Raw genomic sequence first — 24,322 nt, forward strand, 5'->3', positions numbered from 1 at the left:
CACCGGGTGCAGCGTCAGCGCCGCCGCCCGAAACGGGCGCGCAGGCCGGGCAGGCTTGCCGAAAAGATCACCAGCAGCGCCAGCACGATTTCGATCAGGGCCAGCCAGCGGGTCTCGGGATGGCTCCAAGCGCTCATCACGCCGTGGCTGAACCAGCCCAGGGCCAGCACCGCCGCCCAGAACCCGGCCTTGCGCCAGCCCAGCCGCAGGGCGATGGCCAGCGCCAGCGGCGGCGCAGTGAACACCAGCTGGGTGGCCAGCCAGTGCCTGTCGTTGATGAACCAGCCGGCAAACAGCGCCGCCAGCCCCATCAGGGCCAGCAGCAGCACGGTGCGCGGCGCGGTGCTCATCGTGCCAGCCGCTGCGCGATGTCGGCCACGCGCCGGCCCAGCGCCCGCGCCAGCACCGCCTCATCGTCGGTCGGTTGCGGGTCGTCGGCGGCGCCGGCCACGTGGCTGGCGCCATACGGCGTGCCGCCACTGGTGGTGTGGCTCAGCGCCGGCTCGGTGAACGGAATGCCGACGATCAGGCAGCCGTGGTGCAGCAGCGGTACCTGCATCGACAGCAGGGTCGACTCCTGGCCGCCATGCATCGACGCAGTGGACGTGAACACCCCGGCCGGCTTGCCGGCCAGCGTGCCGTTCACCCATTCGGCGCCGAGGCCGTCAAGGAAATGCTTGACCGGCGCGGCCATGTTGCCGAAACGGGTAGGGCTGCCCAGCAGCAGTCCCTGGCACTCCGCCAGGTCCTGCACGCTTACATAGGGCGCGCCATCGTCGGGTACCGGCGGCTGCGCGGTCTGGGTGACGGCGGCCACCGGCGGCACCGTGCGCAGCCGCGCTGCCATGCCCGGAACCTCGCCGATGCCCCGCGCGATCTGGCGCGCCAGCCGTGCCACCGAGCCGCCGCGGCTGTAGTACAGCACCAGGATTTCGCCCATCGCGCCCAGCTCTCCTCATCGTGTGGACGCCAGTATGGCTATCCTGCACCGATTCCGCATCGGGTACCCTTGCGCCGATGGAACCTTTGGATACGCTCAATTTGTGGATGGAGCGCGCGCGGGATCGCGCACGCGCCGCCAGCTTCGGCCGCTTCCTGTGGCGCCGCTTCCTCGACGACCGCCTGTTCCAGGCCGCCGCCGCCCTGGCCTACACCACGGTGTTCGCGCTGGTGCCGTTGGCGATCGTGGTATTCGGCGTGCTCTCGGCCTTCCCGGTGTTCGATCGCTGGAGCGACCAGCTCAGCGACTACGTCTTCTCCAACTTCGTGCCCAATGCCGCGCGCGCTGCCGAAGGCTACCTGCGGCAGTTCTCGGCCAGCGCCGGCCAGCTCACTGCCGCCGGCTTCATCGCCCTGGTCATCTCGCTGCTGATCACCCTCAACAGTGTTGAAGAGACCTTCAACCAGATCTGGCGCGTCGGCAGCAGTCGGCCGCGGTTGACCCGCTTCCTGGTCTACTGGACGGTGCTGACCCTGGGCGCGATGCTCGCCGCTGCCTCGCTGGCGGTGTCTGCGCGGGTGTTCGCGATGCCGCTGTTCGGCACGCAGGAAGGGCGCTGGCTGGCGGATCTAGCGCTGCGGCTGGCGCCGATCCTGATCGAATTCGTCTGCATCACCCTGATGTTCCGGGTGGTGCCACACCACACCGTGAAGTGGCGCCATGCGGTTCCGGGCGCGATTCTCGCCGCAGTGATCCTGGAGCTGGTGAAGTGGGGCATCGGTGCCTACCTGGGCAGCTTCCAGTCCTACCAGAAGCTGTATGGCACGGTGGCCTTCGTGCCGATCCTGCTGCTGTGGATCTACCTCTGCTGGGTGGCCGTGCTGCTGGGCGCGTCGCTGGCGTCGTCGATGGCGGCTTTCCGCTACCAACCGGTGGAACTGCGCCTGCCGCAGGGCTACGAGTTCTATGGCCTGCTGCGCCTGCTCGGGCGCTTCCAGCACGCACGCGCCAAGGGCAGGGGCCTGGCCGACGACGAGATCCTGCGGCTGGAACCGATGCTGACCGACTCGCTGCTGCAGGACCTCGCCTGCCACCTGGAGGGCATCGGCCTGCTGCGCCGCGATGAGCGCGGCGAGTGGCTGCTGGCCCGCGACCTGGACCAGGTCAGCCTGGGCGACCTGTACGAATGCACGCAGCTGCGCATTCCGGTGGCCGAACAACACCTGCCTTACCGCGATGACAGCCTCGGCCGGGCCGCCTTGGCCGCACTGGATGAACTGCGCCTGCCGCTGCGCGAGCGCCTCAAGCGTCGCGTCAGCGACATCTACCCTGATTCTGGAGACGCCCCATGACCTGCAAGACCCCGTTGCTGCTGGCTGCGCTGCTGGCCCTGGCCGCCTGCAAACCCGCGCAGGAGCCGAGCCCGGCCAGCAGCCAGCCGCCGGCACAGGCACCGACCCCCGCCGCGCCGGCGCCGGTGGAGGACACGCCCGCCGAGCGCGTTACTGCCGAGTTCCCGACGCTGAAGATGAAGGCGGTCGATGGCAGCGATTACGACCTGGCCGCGCATCGTGGCAAGTGGGTGGTGGTGAATTTCTGGGCGACCTGGTGCGCGCCCTGCCGCAAGGAAATGCCCGAGCTGTCGGCGTTGCATGCCATGCGCAGCAACATCGAAGTGGTGGGCCTGGCCTACGAGGACATCGAGGTTCCGGAGATGCAGGCGTTCCTGACCAAGCATCCGGTGACCTATCCGATCGTGGTCGTCGATCCGTTCGACCCGCCGGCCGACTTCGCCACCCCGCGTGGCCTGCCGCTGACCCATCTGATCGACCCGCAGGGCAAGCTGGCCCACAGCTTCCTGGGCCCGGTCACCGCGGCGGACATCGAAAAGCAGATTGCTGCTGCCAAATAAGGGGAGGGGCAGGGCTGCGCTCTGCACCCACCGAAGCGGTAGTGCCGGCCGCTGGCCGGCAACCTCGACAGCAACAGCAACAGCAACAGCCAAAGCCAACGCGGGTTTCCTGAGGGATGGCGGGGTGGGTCCGGTTGCGGGGGACGCCGTAAATACGTCCCTGTAGGCTCGGTCGCCGCTTGCTCGTGTGCGCTGTCCTGCGCACACGGCAAGACCCGGCTTGGGCGTCCTGCCCAACCCGCCCGAGGCATGCCTCGGGCCCATGGCGCTCACGCCCCCGCAACCGGACCCACCCCGCCTTCGACAGTTTCTGGCGACCTGCCGGAATGACATGGCCTGCTCTTGGTGGGTGTCGACCTTGGTCGACAGGTAGATCCACGCCATGCGTGGATGCTCTTCGTTCAATTGTCGAAATATTCGATTTCGATGGACATACATTCACGCATGGCGTGAATCCATCAGCCACCGGAAATCTGTCGAAGGTGGGGCGGTGTCGGAGTGCGGGGTGTCAGCCGCATGGATGCGGCTGCCAAGCCTACAAGGACGTACTTGCGGCGTCCCCGCACTCCGACACCGTCCCGCCATCCCACGCAATGCCGCTTTTGCTGTTGCTTCGGCCGTTGCTTGAAGCCTCTGCAGGTGCAGGGCCGCAGGCCCTGCCGACCAACCCTACTCCTTGACCGGAAAATCCTCGATCGGCTTCAGCACGTCGTAGTGCTCGCGATGCAGCTTGCCCTTCAGTTCCGGCAGCTCCGGCAAGGGCGCATCCACCCGTGTGTCCGGCAGCCGGTCCAGCAGATTGCGGACCAGAGTCAGGCGACCCAGCCGCTGGTCGTTGAAATCCACCAGCGTCCACGGCGCACCGTCGCGATGGGTCGCGCGCAGCATCGCCTCGCGCGCTTCGGTGTACGCGCTGTACTTGCTGCGCGACTTCAGATCCACCGGCGACAGCTTCCACCCCTTCAACGGATCAAGATGGCGTTCGGCGAAACGCTTCTCCTGCTGCTCCTGGTCCACGCACAGCCAGTACTTGAACAGCAGGATGCCGTCATCCACCAGCAGCTGTTCGAACACCGGTGCCTGATGCAGGAACTGCTGGTACTCGCTCTCGCTGCAGTAGCCCATCACCCGTTCCACGCCCGCGCGGTTGTACCAGCTGCGGTCCATCAGCACGATCTCGCCGGCGGCCGGCAGATGCGTGGCGTAGCGCTGGAAATACCATTGCGTGGCTTCGCGGTCGGTGGGCTTGGGCAACGCCACCACCCTGCATTGGCGTGGGTTGAGGTGCTGGCTGATGGCCTGGATCGCACCGCCCTTGCCGGCGGTATCGCGTCCTTCGAACAGCACCAGCAGGCGTTGCCCGCTGTGCTGCACCCAGCGTGCCATCGCCGTCAGTTCCAGCTGCAGCGGCTGCAGCAGTTCGTCGTATTCCTTGCGCTTGAGCTTGGCCATCGTCATGCCACGCGGGAGGGAAGCCCGAGCGTAGCGCAGGGCGATGTCAGGGCGTGTCGAGGCCCTGCCAGCCCTGTTCGCGGGCCAGCTGCTGAAGCAGTGCGGACAGATCGCGCGCGAAGGCCGCCATGTCGAACAGGCCGCTGCGCTCGCGTGCCTGCGCCAGTTCGGCACGCAGGGCAGCCAGCGCGGCCGGGTCGTTGCCGAGTGCACTGGCGGTGGCGACGAAGGCCGCATCGTCGGCGACGTTCATGTGCTCCAGCCCCAGATGATGGTTGAGGCTGCCGGCCACGCGCGCGGCGAAGGTAGCGCCGGGGCAGGTCAGCACCGGGCAGCCGGCCCACAGTGCATCCGATGCGGTGGTGTGCGCGTTGTACGGGTTCGTATCCAGGAACAGGTCGGCCAGCTGATAGCGGGCCAGATACTGCGGATGCGGCAGCTTGGCCATGAACACCAGGCGCGCCGGATCCAGTCCTGCAGCCTTGGCGGCGGAACGCAGCCGTGCATCGGCCTGGCCGGGGCCGGACAGCAGCCACAGCACGCTGCCAGGTACTGCCTGCAGCACCGCGAACGCACGGCCCATGCTGCGCGGGTTGAGCTTGTAACTGTTGTTGAAGCAGCAGAACACCGTGCCCTGCGCGGGCAGCCCACACGCCGCACGGTCCGGCGCCGGTTCCAGCACGCGGGTGTTGTCGGAGGGCTGGAACGCGCGCGGCAGGCGCAGCACGCGTTCGCTGTAGTGCGGTTCCAGCGAGGACGGCAGCGCGAAGTCGTCAGCGATCACTGCATCCAGCCACGATGCACCGGAGGTGCCGGGGTAGGCCAGCCAGTTCAACTGCAGCGGGGCAGGGCGCATCGCCAGTACTTCCGGCGTGCCGCCACCGCCCCAGCCGCGCAGGTCCAGCAGCAGGTCGATGCCCTGTGCACGGATGCGCGCGGCCGTATCGGCGTGGCGCAATCCCACCACGTCATGCAGCCGGGTAGCGGCCTGCAGGCGTTGGCGGATGCGGCTGCCATCGTCCGCGTTGAGCGCGAACAGATGCAGTTGCAGGGCCGGGTCGCGGCTCATCTGCTCCAGCAGCGCCACCGTCAGTAATCCGGTGGGATGGGCGCCGAAGCCGTTGGAAAGCAAGCCCACGCGAAGTGGGCCTCGTTCGCGCAGCTTCGCCGGCGGCAGTGGCCGCACCGATGCCGCCACAGCGGCGGCGCGTGCACGCGCGCAGGCCAGCTGTTCGGCCGCGCTGGCGTCTTCGCTGAGAAACGCGAAGGGTTCCACTACGCCTTGGCCGGACACCAGTGCACCGCGCACCTGATCGGCCAGCGCATCCACGTCCTGCCAATCGCACAGGCGACGCTGCCAGGCGAGGCGCTGCGCGGCGATATACGGTTCATCGGGCATCAGTGCATGTGCGCGACGATAGGCCGCTGATGCACCTTCGGCATCGTTGGCATCTTCCAGCGCGTGCCCCAGCCACAACGCGATGCCCGGGTGCTCCGGTGCCAGCGCCGAGGCCTGGCCCAGCAGCGTGGCGGCATCGGCATGCGCTCCTGCCATCCACGCTACCCGGCCGAGCCGGGCAAGCGCTTCAGGATGATTGGGCCGCAGCTGCAGTGCGCGCCGCGCGGCCTGCTCGCCGGCTGCGATGTCGCCGGCTTCCAGTTCCAGGTCGGCCAGCATCACCCAGGCGACGAAGTCGCCGGGCTGGCGCGTGATCGCCTTCTGCAGTTGCTGCCGCTGCTGCCAGGCCGACATGCTGGTCAGCCTGCCGAAAGCTGGGCCAGGGCGTCGACCTGGTGCTCGTGGCTCAATCGCTGCAGCAGCGGATCGAGATCGCCGGCCAGTACGTTGGGCAGGTCGTACAGGGTCAGCCCTTCCACGCGGTGGTCGGTGATCCGGCCCTGCGGGAAGTTGTAGGTACGGATGCGCTGGCTGCGGTCGCCGCTGCCAACCTGCAGGCGCCGTGATTCGGCCTGCGCCGCGTCGTGGCGCTGGCGCTCGGCATCCAGCAGCTGCGCCTTCAGGCGTTTCATCGCCTTGTCCCGGTTGGCGTGCTGGCTGCGTTCGGTCTGGCATTCCACCACCACGCCGCTGGGCACGTGGGTGATGCGGATCGCCGATTCGGTCTTGTTGACGTGCTGGCCACCGGCGCCGGAGGAGCGGTAGGTATCAATCCTCAGGTCCGCCGGGTTGATGACGATCTCATCGACTTCGTCGGCTTCCGGGATGATCGCCACGGTGGCCGCCGAGGTGTGGATGCGGCCCTGCGATTCGGTGGCCGGCACGCGCTGCACGCGGTGGGTGCCCGATTCGAATTTCAGGCGCGAGAACGCGCCCCGGCCGACCACGCGCGCCACCACTTCCTTGTAGCCGCCATGTTCGCCGGGGTTGTCCGATTCGATCTCGACCTTCCAGCCCTGTCGCTCGGCGTAGCGGGCATACATGCGGAACAGGTCGCCAGCGAAGATCGCCGCCTCGTCGCCGCCGGTGCCGGCGCGCACTTCCAGGAACAGGTTGCCTTCATCGCGCGGGTCGCGCGGCACCAGCAGCAGTGCCAGCTCCTGCTCCAGGTCCTGCAGACGGGCCTGGGCGGCGGCGATCTCCTCGTCGGCCAGTTCGCGCAGGTCCGGATCGGCGCGCATGCTTTCGGCCGCCGCCAGGTCGGCCTTGGCACGCGCTTCATCGGCCAGCGCGGTGGCGATCGGTTCGAGCTGGGAAAACTCGCGCGAAAGATCGCGGAAGCGCGCGTTGTTGGCGACCACCTCCGGTTCGGCGAGCAGACGTTCCAGTTCTTCGCGGCGCTCGGCCAGCGCTTCCAACTTACGGCGCAGGGTCGGCGTCATCGGTTCTCACAGGTGGGTGGTGGTAACCCGGCGCAGCCGGGAACAGGCGCTCGGCGGCGCGGGTCAGGTCGGCATCGCCGCTGAGCGCAGCCGCGCGCAGGGCGGCGGTCGGCGGGTGCAGCAGGCGGTTGGTCAATCCGTGGGCAAGCAGTTCCAGCACTTCGTCGGCCGGCTTGCCGTTGGCCAGCTGCTGGCGCGCGCGCTCCAGCAGTTCGGCACGGGTGGCCTCGCCGAAAGCGCGCAGCTGCCGCAGCGGTGCCTGGTGGGCACTGGCCTGCAGGGTCTCGACGAAGCGCGAGACCTGCAGGTCGATGATCGTCTCCGCTTCGGCGGCCGCCTCGCGGCGGCTGCGGCGGTTGTCTTCCACCGCGCGCTCGAGGTCGTCCACGGTGTACAGGAACGCATCGTCGAGACTGGCAACGTCGGCCTCGATGTCGCGCGGCACGGCCAGGTCGAACAGCAGCATCGGCTTGTGCCGGCGTGCGCGCAGGGCGTTGGCCACTGCGGCACGATGGATCACCGGTTCGCGTGCCGCGGTGGCCGAGAACACTACATCGGCCTCGGCCAGGTGACGCTCCAGTTCGGTCAGCGGCAGCGCCACACCGCCATGGCGGCTTGCCAGTTCCTGCGCATGGGCGAGGGTGCGGTTGGCGATCAGCAGCCGCCGCACCTTGCCTTCGCTGAGGTGGCGTGCGGCCAGTTCGATGGTCTCGCCCGCGCCGACCAGCAGCACGGTGGAATCGTCCAGGCGGGCAAATGCATTCTGCGCCAGGCGCACCGCTGCCGAGGCCACCGATACCGGGTTGGCACCGACCTGGGTATCGGTACGCGCGCGCTTGGCCACCGAGAACGTCTGCTGGAACAGCCGGTCCAGGCGTTGGCCGAGCAGGCCATGGTCGCGCGCGGTCGACCAGGCGTCCTTCACCTGGCCCAGGATCTGCGGCTCACCCAGCACCATTGAATCCAGCCCTGTCGCCACCCGGAACAGATGGCGAACGGCATCGGCATCGGCGTGCTGGTACAGGTAGCCCTGCAGGTCACCGGCCTGGCTCTGCAGCCACTGGTCCAGCGCCTGCGCGGACTCGGCCACGGCATACAGCTCGGTGCGGTTGCAGGTGGACAGCAGCACCGCCTCGGCGATCTGCGGGGTATCGCGCAGCGAACCGAGCGCGCGCGGCAACGCGTCACCGGCGAAGGCTGCGCGTTCGCGCAGTTCCACCGGTGCGGTCTGGTGATTCAGTCCGAGCACCCACAGGGTCATTGTTCAGTTGCTTGCGATAAGCTGCTGGCCATTGGACGACATTTTAAGGCCCCGATGCCGACGATGCCCGCATTGATTCGCATCCCCAGTGTTCTGCTGCTGTCTCTGGCCTGTGCGCAGGCCCTGGCGGCGGTGCCCGCCAAGGCGCCTGCACGGCCTGCGGTGACTGGGGAACTGGCGCTGGAGCCGGTGCTGGCCGGCGAGTTCGCCCTGCAGGCGGGCAAGCTGGCCGAGGCCGCCCGCTGGTACCTGCAGGCGGCCCAGCAGACCGACGGCGACGCCGGTCTGGCCGAGCGGGCGACCCGTATCGCCATGCTGGCCAACGAGGATGATGCTGCGGCCAAGGGCCTGGCCCTGTGGCAGCAGCGTGCGCCGCGCTCATTGGCGATGCGCAGTGCCGCCGGTGCGCTGGCGATGCGCCAGGGCGATGTGAAGGCTGCGCGCAGCGAGCTTCAGGCCTTGTTGCAGGACCCGGGGGATGAGGGCTGGAAGTTCGCCCTGGGCGCCTTGATCGGCGGTGGCCGCGATCCGGCCGTGCCGGCCCAGGTGCTGGGCGAGCTGGTCGATGCCAACGCCATTCCCCAGAAGATCGAGGCCTGGCAGGAGTTTGGACGCCTTGCACTGCGCATGGAGAAGCCCGAGCTGGCCCGGCGCATGATCGATGAGGTGGTCAAGCGCTTCCCCGAGGAGCCACGCGTGGCGTTGCTGCGCGCCAGCCAGCTGCAGCAGGCTGGCCAGACCGACCAGGCGCTGTCGCTGCTGCATGGGGTGGAGCCGAAGACCCGTCAGGACCCGGAGCTGCGCAACGCGGTGGCCATCGCCTATGACAGCCTCGGTCAGCCGGCAGCGGCCGAGCGCGTGCTGGCGGTCGGTCCCCAGGATGTGCAGACGTGGGGCATGCGCGCTTCGCTGCTGGCCAAGCAGGGCGACAAGGCCGCGCTGTCCAGTCTGTACAACGAACTGTCGCGGCAGGCGGCCAAACCGGACCCGGCGCAGCGCCTGCTGCTGGGCAAGATCGCCGAGTACCTCAAGCGCTACCCGGAGGCGGTCAACTGGTATCACAGCGTTCCCGGCGGCGATGAGCTGAATGAAGCGCGCCTGCGTGCGGCCAATGCGCAGGGGCTGGCGGGCCGCCAGTCGCTGGCGCTGGATGAGGTGCGTGCCATCCAGTCCGATGCCGGAGTGGATGACGATGTGCGGCGCGATGCGTATCTGCTGGAAGCCGAGCTGCGCCAGCGCGCCGATGACCTTCCCGGCGAGATCGATGCACTGGCCCGTGGCCTGGCTGCGTATCCGGACGAGAACGGCCTGTTGTACGCCCGTGCGCTGGCCTGGGAGCGTCGCGACGACATCGCCCGCGCCGAGGCCGACCTGCGCAAGATCCTGGTGACCGAGCCGGAGAACGTACCGGCACTGAACGCACTGGGCTACACCCTGGCCGACCGGACCGGTCGCTACCAGGAAGCGCTCGAACTGATCGACCGCGCACGCGTGGCCGAACCGGACAACGCCGCCATCGTCGACAGTTATGGCTGGGTGCTGTATCGCCTGGGGCGCAACGCCGACGCGCTGGTACAGCTGCGCCGCGCCTGGACGCTGGCCAAGGACCCGGAAATCGCCGCCCACGTGGGCGAGGTGCTTTGGGTGCTGGGCAAGCACGATGAAGCCCGTCACTTCTTCGAGGAAGCGGCCAGGCTCGACCCTGAAAACCGCGCACTGCTGCGCGCCCGCGAGAAATTCAATCCATGAGTGTTTCCATGATCCGGCCCCTGCTGCTGGTGGCCGTGACCCTGGCCCTGAGTGCCTGTACCACCGTTGGCCGGCAGAAAACGCCGGCGCCCGCCGTTGTCACCACCGTTTCGGCCGAAGCGGCCGCCGCCGAGGCCGCGCGCGTGGACGCGCTGCGATCGGCGTCGGAGTGGAATTTCCAGGGCCGGGTGGCGGTCAGCAAGGGCAAGGACGGTGGCAGCGGCCGCATCGACTGGAAGCAGGAAGGCCAACGGTATGTGGTTGAACTGAGCGCGCCGGTCACCCGCCAGAGCTGGAAGTTGAGCGGTGATAGCCATCATGAAGCCGGCCGTCTGGAAGGGCTGGCCGGTGGTCCGCGCGAAGGTGAAGACGCGCAGGCCCTGCTGCTGGAGGCCACCGGCTGGAATATCCCGGTCAACCAGCTGCCCGACTGGGTACGCGGTCTGGTCGCTGGGGACAGCGGCGGGCCGGAAAAGATCGATCGTGATGCAGATGGCCGCCCGCGGCGGCTCCAGCAGATGGGCTGGGTGATCCAGTATCTGGACTGGTACCCGGCCGAAGCCGGGCGTCCGGCCCTGCCGCGCAGGGTCGAGGCAGTCAATGGCGACGCCAAGGTGCGGCTGCTGGTCGACCAGTGGGGGCAGGGCGCGCCATGAACCCGCCGGTGGATGACGCGGGCTGGTCCTGGTGGCCGGCCCCGGCCAAGCTGAACCTGTTCCTGCACATCACCGGCCGTCGTGCCGACGGCTACCACGAGCTGCAGACCGTCTTCCGCCTGCTCGACTGGGGTGACCGTATCGGCCTGCGCCTGCGTGAAGACGGCCAGGTGCGGCGGCACGGCGAGGGCCTGGCCGGCGTCGCGGAGGCGGATGACCTGGCGGTGCGTGCGGCACTGATGCTTAAAGAAGCGGCAAATGTCGAGCAAGGTGCCGACATCATCGTCGAAAAACATGTTCCCGCAGGCGGGGGGTTCGGCGGTGGGTCGTCCGATGCGGCCACCGTGCTGGTGGCGCTGAACCGGCTCTGGGGCGCGGGGCTGGACGACAATGCGCTGGCGGCGCTGGGCTTGCGCCTCGGCGCCGATGTGCCGGTATTCGTGCGCGGCCACAACGCCTGGGCCGAGGGGGTGGGCGAGCAGCTGCAACCGATCGCCCTGCCGCAGGCCTGGTATGTGGTGGTTGATCCGGGCGTTCATGTGCCGACCCCCCTCCTGTTCGCTGATCCGGATTTGACGCGCGACAGTCCACAGGCGAAAATAGAGGACTTCGCTTCCGGCTCGCTGGTCGGGAACGTGTTCGAACCGGTGCTGCGCCGCCGTGAGCCTGCCGTCGAGGCGGTGCTTGCTGCGTTGAGCGACATTGGCACGGCACGACTGACCGGTTCGGGAAGTGGTTGTTTCGTCGAGTTCGATTCGCAGGCTGCCGCCGAGCAGGGACGAGCGAAGTTGTCGAAGGAGTTGCGGGCAAGGGTGGCTGCGGGCGTTGCACGTTCGCCACTGCTGGATGCACTCGAGCAACACTGATTCATCAATGCAGGGGCGTCGCCAAGAGGCCCAAGGCACCAGGTTTTGATCCTGGCATTCGGAGGTTCGAATCCTCCCGCCCCTGCCAATGCGGCTGCGTCCGCGCCTTCCAGCGCATCACCTGCGCGGGACGTGGGAACAGCCGCGGTGTTGTCAGCAGCAGGGGCCGAGGTGGTCCTTGCCGTTACCGGATCCCCGCCACTCGTCCCCGCCCGAGACAATCATGATGCAAGAGTCCCCGAACCTGCTGGTCTTTTCCGGCAACGCCAACAAACGTCTGGCGCAGAACATCTGCAAGGAACTGGGAGTGCGCCCGGGCAAGGCGCTGGTCTCGCACTTCTCCGATGGTGAAGTGCAGGTGGAGATCGAAGAGAACGTCCGCAAGCAGGACGTGTTCGTGATCCAGCCGACCTCGGCGCCGAGCGCGGAAAACCTGATGGAACTGCTGGTGCTGATCGACGCGCTCAAGCGCGCATCGGTGGCCAGCGTGACCGCCGTGGTGCCGTACTTCGGCTACTCGCGCCAGGATCGCCGCATGCGTTCCTCGCGCGTGCCGATCACCGCCAAGCTGGCGGCGAAGATGTTCAGCACCGCAGGCGCTGATCGCGTGCTGACCGTCGACCTGCACGCCGACCAGATCCAGGGTTTCTTCGATATTCCGGTCGACAACGTGTATGCCTCTCCGCTGCTGCTGGCCGACATCTGGCGCGCCTACGGCACCGAGAACCTGATCGTGGTGTCGCCGGACGTGGGCGGCGTGGTCCGCGCCCGTGCAGTGGCCAAGCGCCTGGATGACGCCGACCTGGCGATCATCGACAAGCGTCGTCCGCGCGCCAACGTCTCCACCGTGATGAACATCATCGGTGACGTCGAAGGCAAGACCTGCGTCATGGTCGATGACATCGTCGACACCGCCGGCACCCTGTGCGCCGCTGCCGCTGCCCTGAAGGCGCGCGGTGCGCTCAAGGTCGCCGCCTACTGCACCCACGCGGTGCTGTCGGGCCCGGCGGTGGACAACATCACCAATTCCCAGCTCGATGAGCTGGTGGTGACCGACACCATCCCGCTGAAGGACGCCGCGCGGGTGTGCAGCAAGATCCGCCAGCTGAGCGTGGCGGAAATGCTGGCCGAAACGATGCGCCGCATCGCCTTCGGCGAGTCGGTCAGCTCGCTGTACGTGGATTGATTTTTTCGTCCCCGCCGGCAACGGCAGGGACACGCCGGGCGCTTCTGGTCGCGGAAGTGCCTTCAACCGCCAAGCCGCAAGGCAAGGCAACAACCGAGTAGTCGAAAATGTCGAAGACCCATGAAATCAAGGTCACCAAGCGTGAACTGCAGCGTAAGGGTGCGAGCCGCCGCCTGCGTCACGCCGGTGTGATCCCGGCGATCGTGTACGGCGGCAACGCCGAGCCGGTCGCCATCAGCCTGGACCACAACGAAATCTGGCTGGCCCAGCAGAACGAGTGGTTCTATGCCTCGATCCTGGACCTGAACCTGGACGGCCAGGTGCAGAAGGTGCTGCTGCGTGACATGCAGCGCCATCCGTACAAGCAGCTGATCATGCACCTGGACTTCCTGCGCGTGAACGAGAACGAGAAGCTGAGCGCTTCGGTTCCGCTGCACTTCATCAACGAAGACGCCTCGCCGGCCGGCAAGGCTGCCGACGTCGTGGTCACCCACGAACTGAAGGAAGTGGCCATCAGCTGCCTGCCGAAGGACCTGCCGGAGTCGATCGAAGTCGACCTGGGCGAGCTGAAGGCTGGCGACGTGGTGTACCTGTCGGACATCAAGCTGCCGAAGGGCGTGGAAATTCCGGCGCTGGCGCTGGGCAAGGACCACGACGACGCCATCGTCACTGCCAAGCACGGCAAGCAGGACGCTGCCGACGCTGAAGAAGCAGCGGCCGAGTAATACCCCGCGGCGCCTGTCCTTCGGGGCAGGCGCCGTATCTGGATGGAACGATGGCAGGATTGCGACTGATCGTCGGTCTGGGCAACCCCGGATCGGAGCACGCCCGGACCCGCCACAATGCCGGGTTTCATTTCGTTGAGGCCCTGGCTGAAAAGGCCGGTGCGCGATGGAACGTGGACAGCAAGTTGTTTGGCGAGACCGCCAAGGTCGACATTGCCGGACAGACCGTGTGGCTGCTCAAGCCAGCCACCTTCATGAACCTCAGCGGCAAGTCGGTCACCGCCGCGCAGCGGTTCTGGAAGATCGAGCCGGAGGAAACCCTGCTGGCCCACGACGAACTGGACCTGGCGCCCGGCGTGGCGCGGTTGAAGTTCGACGGTGGCCACGGTGGACAGAACGGCCTGCGCGACACCATCCGTCTGCTCGGCCATGGCAGGTTTCACCGCCTGCGCGTGGGCATCGGCCATCCCGGCCACAAGGACCGCGTGGTCGGCTGGGTGCTGGGACGCCCCTCCAAGGACGATGAGGTACTGATCTCCCGCGCCATCGACGATGCGATCGACGTGCTGCCGTTGGCGGTGCAGGGCGATTTCAGCGAAGCGATGAAGCGGTTGCACACCCCGAAGTAACCGGTAATGCCGGCCGCTGGCCGGCAACGGGTGCCAACCGGCGCCGGTAGGCGCCAACCGGCCCCCGGTAGGTGCCAACCGGTCCTCGGTAGGTGCCAACCGGTCCCCGGTAGGTGCCAACCGGCCCCCGGTAGGTGCCAACCGGTCCCCGGTAGGTGCCAACCGGTCCCCGGTAGGTGCCAACCTTGGTTGGCACAGATGCTGATCGACGACACTGAGATGGATTGGCCAAGCGGCGCGCGCGCTGTTTCACCAATCACTTTCACCCCAGAGAGCTGTCACCCATGGGTATCAAATGCGGCATCGTCGGCCTGCCCAACGTCGGCAAGTCGACCCTGTTCAACGCGCTGACCAAGGCGGGCATCGCCGCGGCGAACTTCCCGTTCTGCACCATCGAGCCCAACGTCGGCATCGTGCCGGTGCCGGATCCGCGCCTGAACGAGCTGGCGGCGATCATCAACCCGCAGAAGGTCATCCCGACCGCGGTGGAGTTCGTCGACATCGCCGGCCTGGTGGCCGGTGCGGCCAGTGGCGAAGGCCTGGGCAACAAGTTCCTGGCCCACATCCGCGAAGTGGATGCGATCACCCACGTGGTGCGCTGCTTCGAGAACGCTGACGTCATCCACGTCAACAACAAGGTCGACCCGATCTCGGACATCGACACCATCGATACCGAACTGGCCCTGGCAGACCTGGACAGCGTGGAGAAGGCACTGAACCGCGCCGAGCGTGCGGCCAAGGGGGGGGACAAGGACGCAGCGGCACGCAAGCCGGTGCTGGCCAAGCTGCAGGCCGCGCTGGCCGACGGCAAGGCCGGCCGTTCGGCGGGCCTGGACGAGGAAGAGAAGGCGCTGGTGCGCGATCTGTTCCTGCTGACCCTCAAGCCGGTGATGTACATCGCCAACGTGCTGGAAGACGGTTTCGAGAACAACCCGCACCTGGACGCCGTGCGCGCCCGTGCCGCCGAAGAAGGCGCGCAGGTGGTGCCGGTGTCGGCGGCGATCGAAGAAGAGCTGTCGCAGCTGGATGACGAAGACCGCGATACCTTCCTGGCCGACCTCGGCCTGACCGAGCCGGGCCTGAACCGCGTGATCAACGCGGCCTACAGCCTGCTCGGCCTGCAGACCTACTTCACTGCCGGTGTAAAGGAAGTCCGCGCGTGGACCGTGCGCAAGGGCGCCACCGCGCCGCAGGCTGCCGCCGTCATCCACACCGACTTCGAGAAGGGCTTCATCCGCGCTGAAACCATCGCGTATGACGACTTCATCAAGTACAAGGGCGAAGCCGGTGCGAAGGAAGCCGGTCGCCTGCGCCTGGAAGGCAAGGAATACCGCGTGCAGGAAGGCGACATCCTGCACTTCCGCTTCAACGTCTGATCCCACGCCAGCGGATCTCGCCGGACGCCCCGCCTTGTGCGGGGCGTTCGCGTTTGCGGCTTCGCCCGAGCAGCGTGGACAAAAATTGACCGCCTTCTGAGGCGCTTGCCGCGCATGGCTCGCAACTGCTTATCCACACCAAACTCCCATCGCTTTCCACCTGCAGTGTGGAAAACCCGGATGACTGTGCGGGGCCTGGCCGATGCGCGGCTCGTGCGGACCGCAACCGGGGCGTGGGCCCGGCGCTTCCGTGCCTGGGCAAGCGTGCATGGACAAAATTTCGCCACGCCCCCAAACGCCTGTGAGACAACACTCCCACCCACTTGTCCACATCAAGTTCCCATCGCTTTCCACGTTGCATGTGGAAAACCCCCAGCGGCATATGGACAAAAAACAGCCATGCCCTGAATCGCCCGCAGCGCAGGGCTCGCAGGCACTTGTCCACATCAAACCCCCATCGCCTTCCACGCGTGGTGTGGAAAACCTTGAGGCCGCCCCGCGTTGCCGTCTCAGAGGCACTGGCAACTTCGGATCTTTCGCATGGAGCGCTTGCGGGCGCTCCTCCATGCTGCCGCCAGACGGACGTTCTGGCCTGGCAGGGGCGATGGAATCAGGCGTGTGCTGAAGCCCTTCGTCCTCCCCCGTGGGCCGGAGGACGGCACAGCGATGGGGATGCCTCAGCCGAACAGTGATGCCTGCAGGCAGTACTCGATCAGCGCCTGGTCGCTGTCCACGCCCAGTTTGCGCATCGCGCTGATTTTCTGGGTGCTGACCGTCTTCGCACTGCGCTGCAGTTGGCGGGCGATGTCGCCTACGCTCATGCCGCCGGTGAACAGGCGGATCACTTCCAGTTCCCGCGGAGACAGGCGTGCCCGCACCACCGCTGCATCGGCAGGTTCTGCGGCTGCCACCGGCAACAGCCCATGCGGGCGATGGATGCGGTCGGCCAATACCGTGCGCAGGGCCTGCACCAGGCTCCCCAGACCGTGACTCTTGAGCACCACGCCGCCGGCGCCTGCGGCATACATCGCCGCTACCAGCGAGGGATTGGAGACCATCGTCAGCACCAGCACATGAGTCTCCGGAAAGCTGCGGCGCAGGAACGAGATCAGCTTGATGCCATCGCCGAAGGTGTCACCGCCGGGCATGCTGTAGTCGGTGATCACCGCGTGTGGGCGCGTGCTTGCCATCAACTCGATCAGCGTCGCCGGATCAGCGGCTGCGCCGACCACTTCCAGGTCCAGTTCGCCGGCCAGCACATCGCGGATGCCGGCAAGCACGATCGGATGGTCGTCGGCGATGAGGATGCGCAGTGTCATGTCGGTGTCGCGTTGCTGGAAGGTGGGGGGACGTCAGCGGGTGCAAACGGTTCAAGCAGCCGCTGCAGGCGACGCTGGAACTGGTTGAGCGCTTCGATGAGCGCCGGCAGTTCGCAACCGTCGCCGAGCTGTTGTTCGATGTGCTGGCCGCATGCCACCAGTGCCGGGGCACCAACGATCACCATTGCGCCGCGGATGCGATGCAGCACCTGTGCCACCTGGCCGGGCGAGGCATCGGCAATGGCCCGCTGCAGGCTGTCGAGGTCGGCCTGCATGGTCTGCAGGAACAACGCCTGCATCTTCTCCGGAACCTGCAGGGGACCATCTTCTACGACGACTGGCTCGCTGCGCGGCAACGCCGCAACCTGGCTCAGCAGCCGCTGCAGCGCTTCGAGTGTGATCGGCTTTACCAGAACGCCCTGCATCCCCGCCTCCTGGCAGCGCTGTCGCTCCGCCGGGTCCGCGTTGGCGGTCGCGCCATGGATAGGCACATCTACGCCGCGCGCGCGCAACGCCCGCGCCAACCCGTAGCCGTCCAGGCCAGGCATGTTGAGGTCGCTCAGGACCAGAGCGAAGGGCCGTTGCTGCCAGTATCCCAATGCTTCATTGCCATCGCTGGCGACCACGGCGTGGCAACCCAGCTGTTCCAGCTGGTCGCGCAGGATGGCCTGGTTGATCGGATTGTCTTCGGCAACCAGCACGTGCAGATCGAATCGGCGTGAAGCAGGCAGGTGCCCGCCGAGGCTGCCTGGCAGGGACCGTCCGGCTGCAGCAGCCAGCGCGATCACGATCGCATCAAAGTGCTGCAGGCCGACCTGCCAATACCCCCGCACGTGCTGCGGCCGCAGCCCGCCCTGAGGACAGGCGATCACGCGCGGGCCATCCCAGGCAGGTATGGAGTCATCGAGCAGCACGTCGAGCATCACCGCCGATGGATCGAAAAGCTCGGGTGCATCCTCGCGGTACACGCTGGCCTGCGCGCCGCGCTGCTGCAGTCGTTCGCACAAAGACTGCACGAGTTCGCGGACACTGCCGCGCACCTGCACCGGCATTCCCGTCGGCAACTGCGATGACGGCGCCTGCAGCGGGTCCGGGCTCGTCGGAGGCAGGGGCAGCTCGACGGAGAAGCTGCTGCCGAGCCCGCTTTCGCTGACCACCCGCAGGTGGCCTTCCATCATGGTGGTCAGGTGGGCACAGATTGCCAGGCCCAGTCCGGTGCCACGCATGGCGTCGGTGCGTGGATTGGCCTGGAAGAAGGGTTCGAACAGGTGTGCCTGGTGTTCGCTGGCAATGCCGATGCCGGTATCGGCAACCTGCCAGCGCAGCCAGCTGCGATCATCGATGCGCTGCACGCCCAGGCGCACGACAACCCGCCCGCTGTCGGTGAACTTCAGTGCATTGCTGATCAGGTTGTTGAGGATCTGGCGGACGCGTGCGGCGTCACCGTTGACCGCAGCCGGTACGTCCGGGTCTATGCAGGCGTAGAACTGCAGATCCTTGCGTGCGGCGGCAGCGGCATAGGAATCCAGCGCATCCTCGGTCAGCCGTACCGGATCGAACGCGCCGGGCTCCAGGCTCAGCTGGCCGGCCTCGGCCTTGCTCACATCGAGGATGTCACTGATCAGCTGCATCAACGTCGAGGATGAGCGCTGGATCGTGTCCAGGTAGTCCTGCTGGCGAGCATCCAGCGGGGTCAGGCCGAGCAGTTCCAGGGTACCCAGCACGCCGTACAGAGGGGTGCGGATTTCATGGCTCATGGTGGCCAGGAACTGGCTCTTGGCCCGGTTGGCCTGGTCGGCCGCACGCCGGGCCTGCTGCAGTACCTGCTCCGCTTCGTGCTGGCTGCTGAGATCGATGAACAGGCAGAGTATCGCCGGCTCACCGCGATAGCGCGCGGGCGTGGCGGTGATCAGCAGGTGGCGATTGTCCGGGGTGGTGTAGGCCAGTCCATTGCCGCCGGTGGTGCCACCGGCGGCCAGCACGCTGCGCCGCCACGGCCCGTGCCAGCCGCCTTCGCCATGGTCTTCGCCCAGCCAGTGACGCGCCAGCGCATTGTCCAGCAGCACGCGGCCATCCGTGCGCCGCAGCAGGCACAGCCCGATCGGTGCGTTGTCGAGAATGGTGCGGCTGAAGGCTTCGCTCTCAAGCAGTCGCGCGTGGTTGCGGCGCAGCGGTTCGATCACCGACCGCCGGTAAGCGCGCAGGATCAGCGCGCCCCCAACGGCCAGCAGCAACGCCACCAGCATGCTCCCCAGCAAGGGGCCATGCGGGTGCTGGAACACCTGTTGCCAGCTGACGTGGTACACCGCCAGCCAACCCTGTTCGCTGCGCATGCGGAACAGCAGGCCGCCCACGCCCGCGCGCCAGGAGGTGTCGGCGCTGCTGGCGTCGGCCGCATCGCCGAGCAGCAACCGGCCGTTGCCGTCGAAAAGGGACATCCGTTCAAAGACCGGTGTGCCCATTACCTGGCGGTAGTCATCAACCCGGGCGGGATCCAACAGGCAGGCTACTGCCGCCAGTGACTGGTCCTCGCTTTCGCCCCACAGGTGGGCATCCTGCGGCGTGTGGGCGATGGCGAGCAGGCGGTTCTTTCCATCGCGCCAGGCCACCGGCGTCCAGACGATGCTGCCGCGTCGCAGAGCTGGTTGTTCGCCGAGCATCCGATGGACCAGCGCCAGGGCAGGTTGCAGGTGATGCGGGCTGCTCTGGCCGGCATCACGTAGCGACATCTGGATGGGTGCGAGCAGTCCACGGCGGCCCTGGCCATCGACCAGCAGGCAATGAGGAGGCGGAAACCGGGAGGCCGTCCAGAAGGCGCCATAGAAGCGCAGGAAGCGATCGCCCAGTTCGGTCGTTGCCGGTGTTGCCGCACCGCCGCCAGCACCGATGGCGGCGAAGCTGGTGAACAGCGGCCCCGATGGTGCCGGCGGAGCGGCATCGTCGGCCGCTAGTCCGCTGCTGCCCACGTCATGCAGCCGCCATTGCCGCAGGAAGCGTTCCTGCTCCTGCAGCGTGCCGTCCAGACGGCGGAAGTGGTACCGGATTTTGCCCTGTTCCTCGTTGAACAACTGGCTGCCGGTGGACAGCAGCAGGCCGGCCTGCAGCGTCGCCAGCACCACCACGCCGATCAGCAGGGCATGTACGCGCAGGGAGCGCCGCGCAAGTCGGCGTACAGGAGCGGCCTCGGCCGGCATGGGCAGGTCTCGGAAACAGAAGGCGGTCGATTGCGGCCGGAAGGGTCCAAGGCACGGCCGGTACCGCCGTGTGCACAGGATCGTCAATGACTCTTGATGGAATTGTGAAGTTTTTCAGCCACGATGTCAGTGCGACGCCGCCCGGGTGTTGCCGGCAGCCTCGTGCGGGTTTTCTTCATCCAGCAGACGGGTGAACTCGTCCGATGGCAGCGCTTGGGAAATCAGGAAACCCTGCACCTGACTGCAGCCGAGCTGGCGCAGCGCAGCCAGGTCGGCATCGCATTCCACCCCTTCGGCGACGATGGTCAGGCCAAGCCGATTGGCCAGGGCGATGACAGTGGCCAAGGTCAGATGCAGGGCGGGATCGCGCGCACAGCCGCTGACCAGCGCACGATCGATCTTGACCTCGGTGAAGGGGGTGTTGACCAGGTTGTGCACCGAACTCAGCCCTTGGCCGAAGTCGTCCTGGGCCAGGCCGAACCCCTTCATCCGCAACCGGCATGCGCCTGCATAGAAGTCGCTGACGTGGCGGGTGGTGCTGTTCTCCATCAGTTCGAAGCACAGATCAGCCGGATTGCCGCCCGCGGCCAGGGTCAACGCCAGCAGCTCATCGGGAAGGTCGGACTGCTCCAGCAGATGCGGTGGCAGGTTGATCGATACCGGTACGTGGAAACCCTGGGAGCGCCAGCGCGCCTGCGTCTGGATGCTGGCGGTGAGCATCGCGCGCAGCAGTTCGCCCTCCAGGCCATGGCGGCACAGCGCAGGCAGAAAGCTGCCAGGCGCCAGTGTTCCCAACTGCGGATGGCTCCAGCGCACCAGAGCCTCGGCGGCGACCACGCGCCCGGACTGCAATGACTTCTTCGGCTGGAACCACGCGGTCAGGCTGCCGTCGGCCAGCGCCTGCCGCAGCTGCGCCGCGTCCGGCTCGGGCGCCAGCGCAGCCGGAGGCAGACGCACCGCCAGCCGGGTCTGGGCCAGTGCATCGAGCAGCGCATCGACATCGCTGGCGGCGACCGGCTTGGCCAACAGCCCGATCACGTCCAGGCCCAGTGATTGGGCCATCAGCCGTGCCGAACTCATCATCCGCCGCGAGGCTGCGCTGACCACGGCAAGCCGGGGCGGGCGCGGCTGCGCGGCCAGTGCCTGGATGAACTGGATGCCATCCTGGCCGGGCATCAACAGATCGCTTACCACCAGGTCATAGGCCTGGCAGGCACACAAGGAGATAGCTGCGTCCACATCTTCGCAGGCGTCGACCTGGACGCCCGTGTGCGCGCTGAACAGATTGACCAGATAGCCGCGCTGGAACGGCTGGTCTTCCAGGATCAGGACACGGCGGGTCACGCTGGATCTCCTTGGCGAACGGCGGAAAGCGCCTGACGCAGGCGTGCGATGTCGATGGGTTTGCTCAGATAACCCTGCATCCCGTTGGCCAGGCAGCGCTCGCGCTCCTCGGCGGTGGCGTTGGCAGTGGCGCCTATCACCGGCAGCAGAGTGCCCTCTGCCCGCAGCCGGCGCGCCAGAGTGTGGCCGTCCATGCGCGGCATGTTGATGTCGGTGACCACCAGGTCGAAGTCGTGGGTCTGGCACAGCTGCAACGCCTCGACACCATCCTGCGCGAGTTCCACCTCGCAACCCAGAGCCCGCAGCTGTTCGGCCAGGATCACCCGGTTGATGGGATTGTCCTCCACCGCCAGCACCCGCAATCCCAACGGGCCCGGTTGCACATCGCGCGCTGCGGTGGGCAGCGTTGCGCATTGCCGCTGCTGGCGTGCGACCGCCAGGGCGATCGAGGAAATGCCATGCAGGGTGACCATCAGCGCGCCATCGGCGGTAGGTGCCGGTTGGTCGCCAGCATCGATCGAAGCCAGCACCCGCGGTCCCTGCCAGGCCAACGGTTGCTCCGCCTCGCCATCCATCAGGATTGCGCCGTCATGGTCGAGCAGGGCAGGATCGCCGTGCAGGGGCTGCGCATTGGCACCCCAGCGGCGCAGCCAGCCACAGGCACTGTCCACCAGCTCGCGATCGCGGCCGCGCACGTAGACAGGCGGTTCGGCCAGCAACGCGGGGCCATCCTCGGCCGCCGCCAGCACCGGCAACGGCAGGCGCACGGTGAAACTGCTGCCCAGTCCCGGTTCGCTGACCACGCGCAGTTCGCCACTCATCAAGCGCACCAGGCGGTCGCTGATCGACAGGCCCAGCCCGGTGCCCTGTGCACTGGCAGCGCCACGGACCTGGCGGAAGGGTTCGAACAGGCGCGCCTGTTCCTCGGTGACGATGCCCACGCCGGTATCGGTGACCTGCCAGGCCAGCACGCTCGACTCGCCTTCGCGCTGCACCAGTCGCACGCGCAGCACCACCCTGCCATGCTCGGTGAACTTGATGGCATTGCTGAGCAGGTTGCCCAGCACCTGGCGGATCCGGTCGGCATCGCCGAGCACCCGTGTCGGCAACCGGGGATCGGTGCAGACCAGTACCTGCAGGCCCTTGCGCGTCGCCGCAGCGGCGAAGCTGCGCAGCACGCTTTCGGTCAGCTCGCGCGGCGAGAACGATGCCGGCTCCAGGCTCAGCTGGCCCGATTCGATCTTGGACACATCCAGCACGTCGCTGATCAGTTGCAGCAGCACCGACGAAGAACTCTCGATGGTGCGCAGGTACTGCGACTGGCGCGCATCCAGGGGCGTTCGGCCGAGCAGCTCCAGCGTGCCAAGCACGCCGTACAGCGGTGTGCGGATTTCATGGCTCATGGTCGCCAGGAACGCGCTCTTGGCCTGGTTGGCAGCGTCGGCCGCCTGCCGCGCCGAGGACAGCGCCGCCTGCGCCTGTCGATGGCGTGAGATGTCATGGAATACGCACAGCAGCACGTCGTCATCCTGGTAACGGCAGGCAGCATGCAGTACCTGCAGCTGGCGACCGTCGCGTGCGGTGAACTCCAGCCCGCGACCGCGTTCGCCGGCATGCCCGCGCCACGGTGCCTGCCAATCGCTGTCCGTGCCGTCTTCGCCCAGCCAGTCGCGCAGCAGCTGGTTGGACAGCAGCAGCTGGCGGTCGCTGCGGCGCAGGACACAGATGCCAACCGGCGCCAGATCGATCACCGTGGAACTGAAATCCAGGCTTTCCAGCAAGCGCCGGTGCTGCAGCAGGGCCGGTTGGATCAACTGGCGGTCGACGCGACGCCGCAGCAGACGCAGCGCCATTCCTGCAAGCATCAGCAATGCACCGCTGATCAGCAGCGAGGTCGCCATGTCGCCGAGCAGCAGGCGCGGAGGCAGGTGATAGACCAGTCGCCAGCCGTCATTGCCGACGCCCTTCACCAGGGCCACGCCGCGTGGCAGGCCCGCGCTCCAGAGCACGCCGAAACTGTCGTCCTGTCGCTGCTGCAACGCCTTCCAGCCTGCGTTGTCCAGGTGCGGCGCCGGGCTCGACAGGGCAGGCTGCCCATCGCGATCCAGCAAGGCGTAGCCGCCGATGTGCTGGCCATCGATCATGTCCGAGGTGGCCGCCCTGTCAAGCAGCAGTATCAGCCACTGGTTCGAATCCGGTCCGGTCTGCACCGGCTGCGCCAAAGCGACCCCGGCATTGTCCGGACGCAGCCAGTACACCGGGTCGGTGCCGGCAAGCGTGCCGCTGCGCTGACGCAGCACCTGCAACGTGGGCAGGCTGGTGATGTCCGCGTCGGCCTGACGGCCGGCCAGCCAATGCGTTCCCTGCGAATCGAGAAGCAGCAGATGCGTCTGCAGCACGTTCAGCGTGTGCTCGGCGCGCGGTGACAGCAGCAGGCGCTGGCCCGGCTTCCCGCCCGGCCCGTCCAGTGGCAGCTGGCGCACGCCTTCGCTGGGAGGAGCCGACGGATCACCGACCACCACCGAATCGCCCAGATAGCGCAGCAGGGCTTCGCGCTGGTCGAAGTAGATCTGCGCCCTGTAGGCAGCGGCGTTCATGTCACGCCGATGGGTGGAAATGTCTTCGGTGAGCGCCGTGAGCAGGTAGAAGCCAGTGGCCGCGGTCAGGCACAGGAACACGCACAGCGTCAGCCAGCTCAGCAGCACCGAGGCGGCGGTCGGTGGCGCGATCTGGGGCAGGCAAGGGCGAGGGAGACGGAACATGCACCGATGCTAGGCAGAACGGTCACCGGCCCGGAATCAGCCACATCCTAAAAACAGCCGGCACCGCGCGGTCGTGCCCGAGGGCGGGGCACGGTTCAGGGTAGGAAGGG

At 67.3% G+C, this 24,322-nt stretch carries 19 protein-coding genes and 1 tRNA gene; 10 read left to right on the forward strand and 10 right to left on the reverse strand.

Going from position 1 to position 24,322, the window contains the following annotated elements; translation table 11 throughout:
* Positions 1–14: 14 nt before the first annotated feature.
* Positions 15–350, reverse strand: coding sequence for a DUF2069 domain-containing protein (locus tag LMF57_RS03580; protein ID WP_025879136.1), 336 nt, complete (start codon positions 348–350; stop codon positions 15–17).
* The gene (gene wrbA / locus LMF57_RS03585) at positions 347–940 is read right to left on the reverse strand and encodes an NAD(P)H:quinone oxidoreductase (RefSeq protein ID WP_025879137.1); all 594 of its coding nucleotides are present in this window, start codon (positions 938–940) and stop codon (positions 347–349) included. Before wrbA ends, LMF57_RS03580 begins: the two co-directional genes overlap by 4 nt.
* Before the next feature lie 77 nt (positions 941–1,017).
* Between wrbA and LMF57_RS03590 the strand changes: the two genes are divergently transcribed.
* Positions 1,018–2,292: a YihY family inner membrane protein gene (locus LMF57_RS03590; protein WP_032977469.1), complete on the forward strand. Its 1,275-nt coding sequence runs from the start codon at positions 1,018–1,020 to the stop codon at positions 2,290–2,292.
* Positions 2,289–2,852 (forward strand): TlpA disulfide reductase family protein, encoded by a 564-nt coding sequence (locus tag LMF57_RS03595; protein ID WP_229290871.1) that lies wholly within the window; start codon positions 2,289–2,291, stop codon positions 2,850–2,852. The genes LMF57_RS03590 and LMF57_RS03595 overlap by 4 nt, the downstream gene beginning before the upstream one ends.
* Positions 2,853–3,521: 669 nt before the next feature.
* On the opposite strand, the gene ppk2 is transcribed toward LMF57_RS03595, so the two are convergent.
* Genes ppk2 through hemA form a run of 4 tightly spaced genes read right to left on the reverse strand, consistent with a single transcriptional unit; the run spans position 3,522 to position 8,406 of the window.
* Positions 3,522–4,304 (reverse strand): polyphosphate kinase 2, encoded by a 783-nt coding sequence (gene ppk2 / locus LMF57_RS03600; RefSeq protein WP_117309608.1) that lies wholly within the window; start codon positions 4,302–4,304, stop codon positions 3,522–3,524.
* 46 nt (positions 4,305–4,350) lie between these two features.
* Positions 4,351–6,057 carry a tetratricopeptide repeat protein gene (locus tag LMF57_RS03605; RefSeq protein WP_229290872.1) on the reverse strand — a complete coding sequence of 569 codons (1,707 nt, stop codon included), beginning with the start codon at positions 6,055–6,057 and terminating at the stop codon, positions 4,351–4,353.
* A gap of 5 nt (positions 6,058–6,062) precedes the next feature.
* A complete protein-coding gene (gene prfA / locus LMF57_RS03610) occupies positions 6,063–7,145 on the reverse strand; it encodes a peptide chain release factor 1 (protein ID WP_132825879.1) in 1,083 nt (360 codons plus the stop codon).
* The gene (gene hemA / locus LMF57_RS03615) at positions 7,123–8,406 is read right to left on the reverse strand and encodes a glutamyl-tRNA reductase (protein WP_093818983.1); all 1,284 of its coding nucleotides are present in this window, start codon (positions 8,404–8,406) and stop codon (positions 7,123–7,125) included. The genes prfA and hemA overlap by 23 nt, the downstream gene beginning before the upstream one ends.
* Before the next feature lie 63 nt (positions 8,407–8,469).
* Between hemA and LMF57_RS03620 the strand changes: the two genes are divergently transcribed.
* The 8 genes from LMF57_RS03620 to ychF all read left to right on the forward strand — a co-directional run bounded on the left by LMF57_RS03620 (position 8,470) and on the right by ychF (position 15,593).
* Entirely contained in the window at positions 8,470–10,155 is a 1,686-nt protein-coding gene (locus LMF57_RS03620; RefSeq protein ID WP_229290876.1) for a tetratricopeptide repeat protein, read from the forward strand.
* Entirely contained in the window at positions 10,152–10,811 is a 660-nt protein-coding gene (gene lolB / locus LMF57_RS03625; RefSeq protein ID WP_117309611.1) for a lipoprotein insertase outer membrane protein LolB, read from the forward strand. The genes LMF57_RS03620 and lolB overlap by 4 nt, the downstream gene beginning before the upstream one ends.
* The gene (ispE, locus tag LMF57_RS03630) at positions 10,808–11,677 is read left to right on the forward strand and encodes a 4-(cytidine 5'-diphospho)-2-C-methyl-D-erythritol kinase (protein WP_229290879.1); all 870 of its coding nucleotides are present in this window, start codon (positions 10,808–10,810) and stop codon (positions 11,675–11,677) included. Before lolB ends, ispE begins: the two co-directional genes overlap by 4 nt.
* An 11-nt stretch (positions 11,678–11,688) precedes the next feature.
* Positions 11,689–11,765 (forward strand) — tRNA-Gln (locus LMF57_RS03635).
* Positions 11,766–11,903: 138 nt separating this feature from the next.
* Positions 11,904–12,863: a ribose-phosphate diphosphokinase gene (locus LMF57_RS03640; protein ID WP_025879147.1), complete on the forward strand. Its 960-nt coding sequence runs from the start codon at positions 11,904–11,906 to the stop codon at positions 12,861–12,863.
* A gap of 107 nt (positions 12,864–12,970) precedes the next feature.
* Positions 12,971–13,588 carry a 50S ribosomal protein L25/general stress protein Ctc gene (locus LMF57_RS03645; protein ID WP_117309613.1) on the forward strand — a complete coding sequence of 206 codons (618 nt, stop codon included), beginning with the start codon at positions 12,971–12,973 and terminating at the stop codon, positions 13,586–13,588.
* A gap of 50 nt (positions 13,589–13,638) precedes the next feature.
* Positions 13,639–14,217: an aminoacyl-tRNA hydrolase gene (pth, locus tag LMF57_RS03650; protein ID WP_093818987.1), complete on the forward strand. Its 579-nt coding sequence runs from the start codon at positions 13,639–13,641 to the stop codon at positions 14,215–14,217.
* 284 nt (positions 14,218–14,501) lie between these two features.
* Complete coding sequence (gene ychF, locus LMF57_RS03655; protein WP_025879150.1) at positions 14,502–15,593, forward strand: redox-regulated ATPase YchF; 1,092 nt, start codon at positions 14,502–14,504, stop codon at positions 15,591–15,593.
* Between the two features lie 677 nt (positions 15,594–16,270).
* On the opposite strand, the gene LMF57_RS03660 is transcribed toward ychF, so the two are convergent.
* From LMF57_RS03660 to LMF57_RS03675, 4 genes are all read right to left on the reverse strand, one after another.
* Positions 16,271–16,912, reverse strand: a complete 642-nt coding sequence (locus LMF57_RS03660) for a response regulator transcription factor (RefSeq protein WP_117309614.1) — start codon at positions 16,910–16,912, stop codon at positions 16,271–16,273.
* On the reverse strand, positions 16,909–20,106 hold the full coding sequence (locus LMF57_RS03665) for a hybrid sensor histidine kinase/response regulator (protein WP_229290880.1): 3,198 nt from the start codon (positions 20,104–20,106) through the stop codon (positions 16,909–16,911). The genes LMF57_RS03660 and LMF57_RS03665 overlap by 4 nt, the downstream gene beginning before the upstream one ends.
* Before the next feature lie 126 nt (positions 20,107–20,232).
* Entirely contained in the window at positions 20,233–21,450 is a 1,218-nt protein-coding gene (locus LMF57_RS03670; protein ID WP_229290881.1) for an EAL domain-containing response regulator, read from the reverse strand.
* On the reverse strand, positions 21,447–24,212 hold the full coding sequence (locus LMF57_RS03675) for a response regulator (protein WP_229290883.1): 2,766 nt from the start codon (positions 24,210–24,212) through the stop codon (positions 21,447–21,449). The genes LMF57_RS03670 and LMF57_RS03675 overlap by 4 nt, the downstream gene beginning before the upstream one ends.
* Positions 24,213–24,322: the final 110 nt, after the last annotated feature.

This window comes from Stenotrophomonas sp. SI-NJAU-1 (assembly GCF_020883215.1).
Taxonomy (GTDB): domain Bacteria; phylum Pseudomonadota; class Gammaproteobacteria; order Xanthomonadales; family Xanthomonadaceae; genus Stenotrophomonas; species Stenotrophomonas indicatrix.